The 13,350-nt window shown below is 72.4% G+C and carries 10 protein-coding genes; 4 read left to right on the top strand and 6 right to left on the bottom strand.

Annotation, left to right across the window (positions count from 1 at the left end; all coding sequences use genetic code 11):
- The 4 genes from MRBLMG1_RS30705 to MRBLMG1_RS30690 all read right to left on the bottom strand — a co-directional run.
- A partial coding sequence (locus MRBLMG1_RS30705) for an AMP-binding protein (RefSeq protein ID WP_367827426.1) occupies nt 1-657 on the bottom strand: 657 nt, incomplete at its 3' end.
- A 55-nt stretch (nt 658-712) separates the two neighbouring features.
- The gene (locus MRBLMG1_RS30700; protein ID WP_367827425.1) at nt 713-1,999 is read right to left on the bottom strand and encodes an NAD(P)/FAD-dependent oxidoreductase; all 1,287 of its coding nucleotides are present in this window, start codon (nt 1,997-1,999) and stop codon (nt 713-715) included.
- Nucleotides 2,000-2,117: 118 nt separating this feature from the next.
- Nucleotides 2,118-2,825 (bottom strand): B3/B4 domain-containing protein, encoded by a 708-nt coding sequence (locus tag MRBLMG1_RS30695; protein ID WP_367827424.1) that lies wholly within the window; start codon nt 2,823-2,825, stop codon nt 2,118-2,120.
- 104 nt (nt 2,826-2,929) lie between these two features.
- The gene (locus MRBLMG1_RS30690) at nt 2,930-3,766 is read right to left on the bottom strand and encodes an EamA family transporter (RefSeq protein ID WP_367827423.1); all 837 of its coding nucleotides are present in this window, start codon (nt 3,764-3,766) and stop codon (nt 2,930-2,932) included.
- A gap of 118 nt (nt 3,767-3,884) precedes the next feature.
- Here MRBLMG1_RS30690 and MRBLMG1_RS30685 point away from each other — a divergent pair, with 118 nt between their 5' ends.
- Nucleotides 3,885-4,469 (top strand): helix-turn-helix domain-containing protein, encoded by a 585-nt coding sequence (locus tag MRBLMG1_RS30685; RefSeq protein ID WP_367827422.1) that lies wholly within the window; start codon nt 3,885-3,887, stop codon nt 4,467-4,469.
- Between the two features lie 98 nt (nt 4,470-4,567).
- On the opposite strand, the gene MRBLMG1_RS30680 is transcribed toward MRBLMG1_RS30685, so the two are convergent.
- Together MRBLMG1_RS30680 and MRBLMG1_RS30675 are read right to left on the bottom strand one after the other, a co-directional pair.
- Nucleotides 4,568-4,960, bottom strand: coding sequence for a VOC family protein (locus MRBLMG1_RS30680; protein WP_367827421.1), 393 nt, complete (start codon nt 4,958-4,960; stop codon nt 4,568-4,570).
- On the bottom strand, nt 4,957-5,808 hold the full coding sequence (locus MRBLMG1_RS30675; protein ID WP_367827420.1) for a hypothetical protein: 852 nt from the start codon (nt 5,806-5,808) through the stop codon (nt 4,957-4,959). The genes MRBLMG1_RS30680 and MRBLMG1_RS30675 overlap by 4 nt, the downstream gene beginning before the upstream one ends.
- Nucleotides 5,809-6,123: 315 nt before the next feature.
- Here MRBLMG1_RS30675 and MRBLMG1_RS30670 point away from each other — a divergent pair, with 315 nt between their 5' ends.
- From MRBLMG1_RS30670 to MRBLMG1_RS30660, 3 genes are all read left to right on the top strand, one after another.
- Nucleotides 6,124-8,079 (top strand): amino acid transporter, encoded by a 1,956-nt coding sequence (locus MRBLMG1_RS30670; RefSeq protein ID WP_367827419.1) that lies wholly within the window; start codon nt 6,124-6,126, stop codon nt 8,077-8,079.
- A 225-nt stretch (nt 8,080-8,304) separates the two neighbouring features.
- Nucleotides 8,305-12,690 (top strand): molybdopterin-dependent oxidoreductase, encoded by a 4,386-nt coding sequence (locus MRBLMG1_RS30665; protein ID WP_367827418.1) that lies wholly within the window; start codon nt 8,305-8,307, stop codon nt 12,688-12,690.
- 141 nt (nt 12,691-12,831) lie between these two features.
- Complete coding sequence (locus MRBLMG1_RS30660) at nt 12,832-13,227, top strand: TOBE domain-containing protein (RefSeq protein WP_367827417.1); 396 nt, start codon at nt 12,832-12,834, stop codon at nt 13,225-13,227.
- Nucleotides 13,228-13,350: the final 123 nt, after the last annotated feature.

The following is a 13,350-nucleotide window of genomic DNA, read 5'->3' as shown; positions in this document are numbered from 1 at the left end:
CCACGCGATGAACACATCATGAATACCCGGATCGAAATTCAGATCGAACGTCTGCGAGAACACATCCGCCGGACCGAAATCACCCCGCCGATCACTCTCGTCGAAATACGACGAGAAACCACGATGCAAAACCGGCACCCCCTTCGGCACCCCCGTCGAACCCGACGTGAACAACACATACGCAGGATCCGACGACACCACCTCCACCGGCTCACCCAACGCCGCCGAAGCCACCACCGGAACCGAGACGAAACCCTCCGGACAACCCCCCGTGTCCAGGACCCGGACCACCGTCCCCTCATCGACGACCTCCGGCAACACCCCCAGACCCCGGCCATCCGCGATCACCAGGTCCACCCCGGCCACCCGAATCATCCGCCGCGTCAACTCCGCAGGAAAATTCGGCTGCAACGGCACCACCGTGCCACCCGCATACAACACCGCGAGCAAACCCACATACGTCGTCACACTCTTACCCGCCAACACCCCCACCGCACCCGGAACCCCACCCCCGGCCGCCCTCAGCGAACCCGCCCACAGCAAAGCCCTCTCATGGACCTCCCGATACGACACCACATCCGACCCGACCTTCAAGGCAGGACGATCCGGGGATATCTCCAGACCACGCAAGAACCGCTCGACCAGAGTGAGAGACATGAACCAGGAGATTACCGATCGGCCCCCGAAACAGTACTGACACCCGTCAGGTGCCTCAGCCGGACAATTGACGCGCAGTGCCTTTTCGCCCCGCGGCCCGGCGACGGTGCCGGAGGTTGACGAGCGAGGCCTGGGCGAGTGCGCGGGGGCTGAGGAAGCGGAGGGGACCGATGAGGCGGGAGCCGAAGAGGTACAGGTGGCGCGCCATCGACGCGTCGCGGGCCGCCGCGGAGAACATCAGCCGTTCCACGGGGTTGAAGGGGCGGGACTTCGCGTAGTCGACGGAGAGGTACTGGTGGCCGCCGAGGCGGCGGCGGTGGGTGCGCGCGTAGGCGGCGAGGGCGCTGTCGAGGTCGCCGTGGCCGGTCGCGGCGGGGGCGACCGCCTCGGCCAGCCATCGGGCGGACTGCAGGGCCCACGCGCAGCCGACTCCCCAGAGGGGGTCGCCGGTCAGGGCGGCGTCGCCGATGAGCGCGAGGCCCGGGGCGGTGGGCTTGCGGGTGTACAGGGGGTAGTCGACGGTGCCGATGAACTTCGAGACGCGTTCGGCGGCGTCGACGGGCGGTGCGTCGGGGAGGCCGCGGACGAGGTCGAGGAAGCTGCCCTCCAGGTCCTCCCGGAAGGCCGGCAGTCGTTTCTTGTCCGGGAGGACGGCGACGACCGTGATGCCGTCGTCGTTGGGGAACGCGTACGCCGCGTCGGGTTCGAGGAACCAGGCGTGGCTGATCCCGTCGCGGAGCGGGAGGTCGCGGAAGTGGGCGAGGTAGCCGAAGCGCCCGTTCGGGTGCTGCTTGGCGGGCACGCCGGCGAGTCCGGCCACGGCCGAGTCCTTGCCGTCGGCGCCGACCACGAGCCGGGCCCGGATCTCTCGCTCGCCGTCGGCCGTCGAGGCGCGCACCCCGAGGGTCCGGCCGCCTTCCCTGATCAGTCCGGTCACCCGGTGGCCGAGGAGCAGGTCGACGCCGGGGGTCGCCGCCGCACGTGACCTGATCAGCGGGTCGAGGGTGCTGCGCCGGATGTTGTACGCGTACGGCAGCTCGGGTCCGCCGGGTGCCGCCCTCGGCTCGATCCATCCCCAACGGGTGTACCAGCGGGCCTCGTTGCGGATGGCCCCGGCCTTTTCGAGGGCGGGGACGAGTCCCAGTTCGTCGAGGACCGGGTAGGCCGCGGCCTGGAGGGAGTGGGTGCAGAGCACCTTGTACGTCTCGGGGTCCGAGCGGCGTTCGAGCAGGGCGACGCGGGCACCGCGCCGGGCGAGCAGGATCGCCGCGGCGCTGCCGGCGAGGCTCGCTCCCGCGATGACGACGTCGTAGTGGGGAACCGCGCTCTCGGGGCTGGTCATGCGCTGATCGTCTCCTTCGTGGTGGGACACCGTTCGCGGGAGTCGTGCAGGGCAACTGCTGTCAGGGACATGGCCACCTTGTCAAGGGCGTGGGGCCCGAGCCGCACGGGCCGACCCCTCAGACGGTGGCGCGCGGCCGCTCCGGAGTGAGGTGGTGCAGCGTCGTCCCCGCGGCGTGCGGACCGAGCAGCTCGCGCAGCTTCCGGGCGGCGACTTCGACGAGGTGGCCGTCGCGGGGAGCGTGGAGGGTTTCGAGGACGAAGGTCACATGGGTCGAGTCCTCGGTGACGCGGGTGCGGTGGGCGTCGCGGTGGTTCCAGTGGCGGGTCAGGACGCCGGCGTCGTCGGCGTAGACGATCTCGCCGGGCTTGGGGGTCTCGACGGTGTCGGGCTCCCCGAGCGGCGTGAAGGTCTCGGTGCCGTCGGCGCGGTGGATGCCGACCACCCCGCTGACGTGGTCGAGGTCGAACGCTCCGGCGGGCAGTCCGTGGCGGACCGACACGGCGTTGTACGAGTCGACGGCCGGGTTGATGCGGGGCAGGGCGCCCTTCTTGGCCAGGCGGCGACCGAGCGCGTCGACGCTGGGCCGGACCCGGCGGGGATTGGTCCCGAACGAGCGGTACGCGGTGTGCCAGGCCTCGATCCGGGGGTCGGACTCGTCGGCGGGCCGCCAACCGCCGTCCGCGAGGCTCCGCTCCAGCTCCGCCACGGCGCCGACGGTGAGCGGCCAGGGCTCACGGCCACGCAGGCCGGTGGCGGTGACCAGGGCGATGAGGGTGTCGGGGAAGGCGTCCGCGACGGCGGGGTGGAGGTGGAAGTCGGTCATGGGCGGGGTTTCCGTTCCTGTGTACGGGCGGGAGTGGGGTGGGGTGGCATGGGGCCGGGGTTCTCGGGCGGGGACCCGGCCCCCGCGACGGCGGCCCGGCGGCCTCAGGCGAGGGCCAGGAGGCTGACCGCGGCGGCGGCGGCGCCGAGGCCGACGAGTTGGCCGCGGTGGACGCGTTCGGCGAGGACGGTACGGGCGAGGAGGACCGTGCCGGCCGGGTAGAGGGCGGTGACGACGGCGACGACGGCGAGGTCGCCGCCGCGGGCGGCGAGCAGGAAGAGGAGGTTGGCCACGGAGTCCAGCACGCCGGCGCCGGCGGACATCGCGTACGCGGGCCGCTCGGATCCGAGCCTGCGGTACATCAGTCCCGCGGCGGCGAGGGTGACGGCGGAGGACACCGCCCGGCCGACGATCAGGGGGGCGACACCGCTGTCGGCGGGTGCCTGGTGGAGGAAGACCAGCTGGAGGGCGATGGCGGCGCCCGCGCCGAAGGCCAGCAGCAGCGCCGTACGGGAGGGGCGTGCCGACGCGGCGCCGTGCCCGGCGCTGACGAGCACCACGGCGGCCAGCGCGAGCGGCAGCCCGACCAGTCCGGCCGGGCCCAGGCGCTCGCCCTGGAGCAGGCCCACGCCGACGGGGAGGGCGGCGGACACCAGGGCGGTGATCGGCGAGAGCACGTTCATGGGGCCGATCGCCAGGGTGCGGTAGAGCAGGGCGAAGGCGGCGGCCGAGGCGACGCCGGACGCGGCGCCCCAGCCGAGGGTCGCCGCGCTGAAGGAGGCGCCGAGGAACGGCCACAGCAGCAGTTCGACGGCGAGTGAGGCCGGGGCGGCGATCAGCACGGTGCGCAGGACATGGGCCTTGCGGGCGCCGAGGCCGCCGAGGAAGTCGGCGCAGCCGTAGGCGAGGGAGCTGCCCAGGGCCAGGAGCAGAGGGATCACGGTACGTCCCCTAGTATGTCAACAGAACGACCGAACCGTACATCAGATCGACCGGCTCGTGTCAACCAAACGACCGGGCGGTGCATTCCATTGGTCAACTCATGAGGACGCTGATCGGATGACCGAGACAGAGGCAGCCCTGCGGACGCTCGCGCACAACGTCAGAACGGCCCGGACCCGGGCCGGGCTGTCCCTGGACGAGCTCGGCCGACGCGCCAAGGTCAGCAAGGGCGCCCTGGTCGGGCTCGAGAAGGCGCAGGGCAACCCCAACTTCGCCACCCTGGTCCGCCTGGCCGACACCCTCGGCGTGTCGGTGTCCGCGCTGATGGAGGGCCCGGCCGAGGGTCGCGTACGCGTCGTGGCCGCCGACGCGGTGACGCCGCTGTGGACGGGGGCGCGGGGCGGCGAAGCCCGCCTGATGCTGACGACGCCGGGCGCGGCACCGGTCGAGGTGTGGCGGTGGAGCCTCGAACCGGGCGAGGAGTACCCCAGCCACCCCCACCAGGCCGGGGTCGTCGAGACCGTCTCGGTCACCGCCGGCCGGATGACCCTCGTCGTGGACGGCGTCGAGCACGCCGTCGAAGCCGGCCAGACGGCCTGCTTCGACGGCGACGCCGCCCACGCCTATCGCGGTGCCGGCACCACGACCTGCCACCTGATCATGACCGTGCACCTGCCGCAGGGGCCCGCGTCGGCCGTCTGACCCCCCCCGCCCGACCCCACCGCCCGACCCCACCGCCCGACGCCACCGGCCGACGCCACCGGCTCCCCCGCTGCCCGACCCCGCCGCCCGACCGGTGTCTACCGCGGCGGCGTCGCGAGCTGGATCAGGTTGCCGCAGGTGTCGTCGAGGACGGCGGTGGTGACGGGGCCCATGTCCGTGGGTTCCTGCGTGAAGCGGACACCGAGGGCGCGGAGGCGCTCGTACTCGGCCCTGACGTCGGTGACGGCGAACTGGGCGAGCGGGATGCCGTCCTGGACGAGGGTGTCGCGGTAGGTGCGGGCCGCGGGGTGGCGGGCGGGCTCCAGGAGGAGTTCGGTGCCGCCGGGCTCCTCGGGCGAGACGACGGTCAGCCAGCGGTCCTCGCCGCCGAGGGGCACGTCGTGCTTCTTGAGGAAGCCGAGGACCTCGGTGTAGAAGCGCAGGGCCTTGGCCTGGTCGTCGACGAAGACGCTGGTCAGATGGATCTTCACGGGGTGTTCTCCTCTGCTGGGGCCGCGTCCTGCGGCTCGTTCGTGGACGCGTTCGGGGACTCGGTCCAGTACCGGGCGAGTGCCCCCTGACGGTACGGGGCGGGGCTCACGCTGAGATCGCCGGCGAAGGGGCGGTCGAGGACGAGGACGAGGAGGAGGCTGAAGCCGATGAGGCCGGCCACCGAGGCCACGAAGAGGACCTGGATCCGTCTGCGGCGCATGCCGTAGAGGAAGGTGAGCGGGATCAGGACGAGGGCGCCGCCGAAGGCCAGGATCTGGAGCAGCGGGGGGAGTTGCTGTTCGGCCATGGTGAGGCGGGCGCGGCGCTGGGCGGCGACGTCGTTGAGGTGGCTGACGGCCTCCTCGTAGAAGACCTCCTCGCGGGGGGTCTTCGGCTCGTACGACTGGAGTACGTCGAAGACGGCCTGGAGGTTGCCGGCGGTGGCGTCGTAGTCGGGCGCGCCCTCGCGCATCATGGGCCACTGGTTCTCCACCACGCCGTGGACGTAGCCGCCGAGGGCGACGTCGAGCCGGTCGCGGACCGGGGTGGGGAAGGCGGCGGCGTCGCGGGCGATGAGTGCGGCGTCGGTGGCCTCGGTGGCGACGACGGTCTGGGTGCTCTCCAGCTGCGTCCAGAGGGTGACGATGACGAACGCGAGGATGATGCCGTAGATCGCGCCGAACATCCCCAGCGTCACCCCGACCATGTCGTTGTGCTCGCCGTCGGCCAGCGACGGGTACTTGCGGCGGGTGAGGACGCTGCCGGCGACGGCCAGGGCGACGGTCCCGCCCACGGTGACGACGGTCAGGGTGAAGGTGCTGAAGTGGTTGAGCAGCCAGAGCGACATGTGCGGGGAGTCTAGGGACCCGGGGTTCGCCGGACGCGCGCCCGACGGCGGTGGCGCCGCGCCTCCGCGTGACCGTGCGCGGGCGGCGGAACCGGCCGTCACCATGCGCCGTACGGCGTGCGCCTCGCGCACGCCCCCGCGCGGTCTCCGCCCAGCCGTGCCGCGAATCCACACCATCGGGTGAGCCCGACCGATCCATCTTGACGCTTTCCTGACGCGCCCGCCGCCGACGGGCGTACACGCTCTGCTTACGCTGGCCCGGCCGTCCGCACGATGGCCGGAAACCCCTCATTCGCACAGCTCAGGAGCACCCCCATGGCCACCACACCGGACGCGCGCACCGGACGAATGCGCGCGTGGATGCTGGAGGGCCTCTCCGACATGGGGAAGGGCAAGCCCTCCCGGCCCAAGGAATCGGCACCGGACGCCGGGCACACGGGTCAGCGCTGGTGGCGGGTGATGTGCCTGACCGGTGTCGACTACTTCTCCACCCTCGGCTACCAGCCCGGCATCGCCGCCCTCGCGGCCGGGCTGCTCTCCCCCGTCGCGACGATCGTCCTGGTGATCGTCACCCTGGCCGGCGCGCTGCCCGTCTACCGGCGGGTGGCGGAGGAGAGCCCGCGCGGCGAGGGCTCGATCGCGATGCTGTCGCGGCTGCTGTCCTTCTGGAAGGGGAAGCTGTTCGTCCTGACCCTGCTCGGCTTCGCCGCGACCGACTTCCTGATCACGATCACCCTGTCGGCGGCCGACGCCTCCACCCACCTCGTGGAGAACCCGCACCTCGAAGAGGCGCTGCACAACAAGCAGCTGATCATCACCCTCGTCCTGATCGCCCTGCTCGGCGCGGTGTTCCTCAAGGGCTTCCTGGAGGCGATCGGCGTCGCCGTCGCCCTCGTCGGGGTGTACCTCGTCCTCAACGCGGTCGTCGTGGTCACCGGCCTGTGGCACGTGATCACCGAGGGGCACGTCGTGACCGACTGGTCCGCGGCGCTGACCGCCGAGCACGGCAACGTCTTCGCCATGGTCGGGGTCGCCCTGCTCGTCTTCCCCAAGCTCGCGCTCGGCCTGTCCGGCTTCGAGACCGGCGTCGCCGTCATGCCGCACGTCCAGGGCGATCCGGGGGACACGGAGGAGAAGCCCACCGGCCGCATCCGGGACACGAAGAAGCTGCTGACGACGGCCGCGCTGATCATGAGCGTCTTCCTGATCTGCACGAGCTTCATCACCACGGTCCTCATCCCGCACGAGGAGTTCGAGTCCGGTGGCCAGGCCAACGGCCGCGCGCTCGCCTACCTCGCCCACGAGTACCTCGGCAACACCTTCGGCACCGTGTACGACGTGTCGACCATCGCCATCCTCTGGTTCGCGGGTGCGTCCGCGATGGCGGGCCTGCTGAACCTGATGCCGCGCTACCTGCCCCGTTACGGCATGGCACCGCACTGGGCCCGCGCCGTACGCCCCATGGTCATCGTCTTCACCCTGGTCGCGTTCCTGGTGACGTGGATCTTCGACGCCGACGTCGACGCCCAGGGCGGCGCGTACGCCACCGGTGTCCTCGTCCTGATCTGCTCGGCGGCCATCGCCGTGACCATCGCGGCCCGCAAGGCCGGCCAGCGGGGCTGGACCGTCGGGTTCGGCGTGATCTCGGTGGTCTTCCTCTACACCACCGTCGTCAACGTCATCGAGCGCCCCGACGGCGTCAAGATCGGCGCCTGCTTCATCGCCGGCATCATCCTCATCTCGCTCCTCTCCCGCCTCGGCCGGGCCTTCGAGCTGCGCGTCACGCACGTCGACCTCGACGAGCTGGCCGAGCGCTTCATCCAGGACGTCTCGCGCCGCACCCCGCGCTTCATCGCCAACGAGCCCGACAGCCGGGACGTCGCCGAGTACCGCGACAAGATCGAGCAGATCCGCGCCGACAACGACCTCCCCACCACCGAGGACTTCGTCTTCATCGAGGTCACCGTCACCGACCCGTCCGAGTTCGAGGCCGGTCTGACCGTGCGCGGCGAGGTGCTGCACGAGCGGTACCGCGTCCTCACGGTCGAGTCGTCCTCCGTGCCCAACGCGCTCGCCGCGCTCCTGCTGCACGCCCGCGACACCACCGGCACCCGCCCCCACATCTACTTCGAGTGGACCGAGGGCAACCCGTTCGCCAACTTCCTCCGGTTCTTCCTCCTCGGCCAGGGCGAGGTGGCGCCGGTCACCCGCGAGGTCCTGCGCGAGGCCGAGCCGGACCGCGACCTGCGCCCCCGCGTGCACGTGGGCTGAGACGCCGCGCGCGGCGGACCGGCCCCGGTCCGCCGCGAGCCGTCCTCGTGTCGCTCACGCTCATCTCCCGGCCGTCGTGCGGGGCGTGTAACGCCGGGTGCCCGTGGGGTGTGACGGTCCGGAAACCCGCGGTTCGTACGGTCGAGGCCGTGGGAGACCTCCCACGGTCCGGCGTACCGGCACAGGTCGGGACGGGCGGAGTGTTCCTGAGGGGGAGGAGTCCCGATGGCGTCGTCGGACTCGCGGGCCGAGGCTGTCCGGACGGTCTGCTCGTACTGCGGGGTCGGCTGCGGGATCGTCCTCGACGTCGCGCGCGACCCGGCGACGGGCCTGCGCCGCGCGGTGCGGGCCTCGGGCGACAAGGCGCACCCGTCGAACTTCGGACGGCTGTGCACGAAGGGCTCGACCAGCGCGGACATGATGGCGGCACCCGGCCGGGCCCGGACCGCGCTGGTGCGGGCCGAGCGCGGCGGCGAGCCCGCCGAGACGGACGTCGACGCGGGCGTGACGGCGGTGGCGGGCCGGCTGCGCGCGATCCTGGACGAGCACGGTCCCGACGCCCTGTCCTTCTACGTCTCCGGGCAGATGTCGCTGGAGGCGCAGTACCTGGCGAACAAGCTGGCCAAGGGCTTCGTACGGACCCGGTACATCGAGTCGAACTCGCGGCTGTGCATGGCCTCCGCGGGCTCCGGGTACAAGCTGTCGCTCGGGGCGGACGGCCCGCCCGGCTCGTACCAGGACTTCGACCGGGCCGACGCGTTCCTCGTGATCGGGTCGAACATGGCGGACTGCCACCCGATCCTGTTCCTGCGCATGAGGGAGCGGGTCAAGGCCGGGGCCAGGCTGATCGTCGTCGACCCGCGCCGCACCGCCACGGCCGACAAGGCGGACCTCTTCCTGCAGATACGGCCCGGCACCGACCTGGCGCTCCTGAACGGGCTGCTGCACCTGCTGGTCGCCGACGGCCACACCGACGAGGAGTTCATCGCCGAGTTCACCGAGGGCTGGGAGCAGATGCCCGGCTTCCTCGCCGACTACCCGCCCGCCCGGGTCGCCGAGATCACCGGGCTGGCCGAGGCCGACATCCGGCAGGCGGCCCGGTGGATCGGCGAGGCCGGCGAGTGGATGAGCTGCTGGACGATGGGGCTCAACCAGTCCACCCACGGCACCTGGAACACCAACGCGCTGGTCAACCTGCACCTCGCCACCGGAGCCCTCTGCCGGCCCGGGTCCGGTCCCTTCTCGCTGACCGGCCAGCCCAACGCCATGGGCGGGCGCGAGATGGGGTACATGGGACCAGGGCTGCCCGGGCAGCGATCGGTCCTCGTGGACGCCGACCGCGCCTTCGTCGAGGAGCTGTGGAACGTCCCCGAGGGCTCGGTCCGTACGGAGATCGGCAGCGGCACGGTGGACATGTTCGAGCGGATGGCGGCCGGGGACATCAAGGCGTGCTGGATCATCTGCACCAACCCGGTGGCCTCGGTCGCGAACCGCAGGACCGTGATCGCCGCCCTGGAGGCCGCCGAACTCGTCGTCACCCAGGACGTGTTCGCGGAGACCGAGACCAACGCCTACGCGGACGTGGTGCTGCCGGCCACGCTGTGGGCCGAGTCCGACGCCGTCATGGTGAACTCCGAGCGGAACCTCACCCTCGTCCGGGGCGTCGTCGACCCGCCCGGCCAGGCCCTGCCCGACTGGCAGCTCATCGCCCGGGTCGCGTGCGAGATGGGCTTCGCCGACGCGTTCACGTACACGAGCTCGGAGGAGGTCTTCGAGGAGCTGAAGCGGGCGTGGAACCCGCAGACCGGCTGGGACCTGCGCGGTGTGACGTACGAGCGGCTGCGCGCCACCCCCGTCCAGTGGCCGGCCGCCACCGCCGAGGGCCCCGACCGCAACCCGGTCCGCTACGTCAACGACGGCGTCAGCCAGACGCTCCGGGAGCACGAGGACGGCAGCCGCCCCCGACTGGCCTTCCCGACGGAGAGCGGACGGGCCCGGTTCTTCGCCCGGCCGCACCTCCCGGCGGCCGAACTGCCCGACGACGACTACCCGTTCGTCCTCAACACCGGCCGGCTCCAGCACCAGTGGCACACCCTGACGAAGACCGGCAAGGTGGCGAAGCTCGCGAAGCTCGACCCGGGTCCCTTCGTCGAGGTGCACCCCGAGGACGCGGCCGCCCTCGGCGTCGCCGGCGGCGACCACCTGGAGATATCGTCGCGCCGCGGCCGGGCCGTGCTCCCCATCGTGGTGACCGACCGGGTGCGGCCGGGCGACTGCTTCGCCCCGTTCCACTGGAACGACCTCTTCGGCGAGTACCTCAGCATCAACGCCGTCACCCACGACGCCGTCGACCCGGTCTCCTTCCAGCCGGAGTTCAAGGCGTGCGCGGTCGCCCTCAGCAGGACGGCGGCTCCCGTCCCCCGGGCGCGCCGGGACGACGAACCGGCCGCCGCCACCCCCTCCCCGTCCGCCGCTCCCGCCCTCTCCGCCCCGTCACCCGGGTCCGCGGCCGGGGCCGGGGCCGGGACCGCGGCCGGGGCCGCGGCCGGGACCGGGGCCGGGGCCGTGCTCGCCGCGCTGCTCGGCGTCGCGGACCTCACCGCGCCGCCCCCGTTCACCGCGTCCGAGCGCCTCTACCTGGCGGGGTACGTGTCGGGCCTGTCCGGTCTGCCCGGCCTGACCGCTCCGTCCGGCACCTCCGGCCCTTCCGGCACCTCCGGCCCTTCCGCAGGGACCGTCGCACCGCCCGAGGACCGGGTCCCGGTCCCGGTACTGCCGTCCGGCGCCCCTCTCGATCCGGCCCGTGCCCTGTGGGTCGACGGGCTCCTCGCCGGGATGTTCTCCCGTACCACTGCCCCCTCGTCGTGGGCGCCCGCGGCAGCACCCGCTGACGAGGACACCGTGTCCGCGCGCCGGCTGCTGATCCTGTGGGCGTCGCAGACCGGAAACGCCGAGGACTTCGCGGCCACGGTCGCCGGTTCCCTGTCCGGGGCGGGGCGGGTGCCGGAGGTACGCGCCATGACGGACGTCGACCTGGCGCAACTCGGGCCCGGGACCGACCTGTTGGTGGTCACGAGTACGTTCGGCGACGGCGAAGCCCCCGACAACGGCGCCGACTTCTGGCAGGCGCTCAGCTCCCCCGACGCACCGCCGCTGACGGGGGTCCGCTTCTCGGTGCTCGCTTTCGGCGACTCCAGTTACGACGACTTCTGCGGGCACGGCCGCCGCGTGGACGAGCGCCTCGCCGAACTCGGCGCGACCCGTCTGCACCCGCGCACCGACTGCGAACCCGACCACGAGGAGAGCGCCGGCGCGTGGCTGACCGGGGTACTGGCCTCCCTGAGCCCCGCCGCGCCCGCTCCCACCACCCCGGCTGCTCCCGCCGCCCCGACGCCTACGGCGCCGTCTCCGACCGCTGCGGTCCCCGGTGCCACCGCCCGCCTCCCCAGGACCCCGAGCTCCGCGGCCCCCGCAACCGGCGGTAGCGGCGCGTACTCCAAGTCCTCACCTTTCTCGACGCTGCTGGTCGGGAACCGGCTGCTGAGCCTGCCGGGTTCGGAGAAGGAAGTGCGCCGGTTCGCCTTCGACACGCGCGGCGGCGAGCTCGCGTACGAGGCGGGCGACGCGCTCGGCGTGTGGCCGGTGAACGGGGCCGGGCTCGTCACCGAGTGGCTGGCGCTCACCGGTCTCGACCCGGACGAGCCGGTCGGCGTCGGGGACGCCGCACCCGTCCCGCTGGCCGAGGCCCTGCGCACCCGGCTGGACATCAGCCGCATCACTCCGGACCTCCTCAGGTTCGTCGCCGACCGCACCGGCAGCCACGAACTCAAGCGCCTGCTGCGCCCCGGCAACAAGGACGAGCTCGCCAAATGGAGTTGGGGTCTCCAGGCCGCGGACCTGGTCGGCGCCTTCCCCGTACGGGCTCCCGCCGCCGACTGGACGGCGGCGCTCAAGCGCCTCCAGCCACGGCTGTACTCGATCTCCTCCAGCCCGCTCGCCCACCCCGGCGAGGTCAGCCTCACCGTCTCCGTCGTCCGGTACGCCAACGACCGCGGGCGGGACCGCGGGGGCGTCTGCTCCACCTATCTCGCCGACGGCGCCGACGACGGCCCCGTCCAGGTCTTCGTGCGGCGCTCCCCCGCGTTCCGCCCGCCGGCCGACCCGGCGGCGCCCATGATCATGGTCGGCCCCGGCACGGGCGTGGCACCGTTCGTCGGATTCCTCGAAGAACGCGGGGCGCGCGGCCACACGGGACCGAACTGGCTGTTCTTCGGCGAACAGCGCGAGGCCACCGACTCCTACTACCGGCAGGAGCTCGCCGACCACCTCGCGGCGGGCCGCCTCGACCGGCTCGACGTCGCCTTCTCCCGCGACCAGCGCAAGAAGGTGTACGTCCAGGACCGCATGCGCGAACACGGCGCGGCGCTCTGGTCCTGGCTGCGGGACGGCGCCCACTTCTACGTCTGCGGAGACGCCACCCGCATGGCCAAGGACGTCGACCAGACCCTCCGCGACGTCGTCGCACGGCACGGCGGGATGGGCCCGGAGGACGCGGCGGCCTACGTCAAGCAGATGTCCGCCGACCGGCGCTACGTCCGCGACGTGTACTGACGGAGGGGTACGGAGGGGTAGGGAGGTGTACGGAGGCGCAGGGAGGGCCGCTCGTCCCTTCCTCCAAGGGGCCCGCATCCGCGATGGACAGTCCCACGAAGTTGTTGCAGATGAGAGCTTTACCGCCCTACCGTGTCGCGCATGCAGTCCTACACGATCGGCCAGGCCGCCCGCCTCCTGGGCGTGAGCCCCGACACCGCGCGGCGGTGGGCGGACGCGGGCCGGGTCGCCACGCACCGCGACGAGGGCGGGCGCCGCCTCATCGACGGCCAGGCGCTGGCCGCGTTCTCCGTGGAGATCGCCCAGGGCGGCACCGGCGAGGAAGAGGTGTCCTACACCTCGGCGCGCAACGCCTTCCCCGGCATCGTCACCGCGATCAAGCTCGGCGACGTCGCGGCCCAGGTCGAGATCCAGGCCGGCCCGCACCGTCTCGTCTCGCTCCTCACCCGTGAGGCCGTGGAGGAGCTGGGGCTCGAAGTCGGCATGCAGGCCACCGCCCGCGTGAAGTCGACCAGCGTGCACATCGACCGCACCTGAGCTCGCGGAGACCGCCTCTCCTCCGTCTGCTTCCGGAAGCCGTAGCCCCGCCCCCGGATCGTGAGGGGCTGCCCGCCACGGGGGACGGGCAGCCCTTCGCACCCTCGCACCCCTCGCTCCCCT

The organism is Streptomyces sp. LMG1-1-1.1, from assembly GCF_040815545.1.
Taxonomy (GTDB): domain Bacteria; phylum Actinomycetota; class Actinomycetes; order Streptomycetales; family Streptomycetaceae; genus Streptomyces.
Note: the sequence above shows the minus strand (reverse complement) of the source record. Positions and strands in the feature narration are given on the sequence as shown.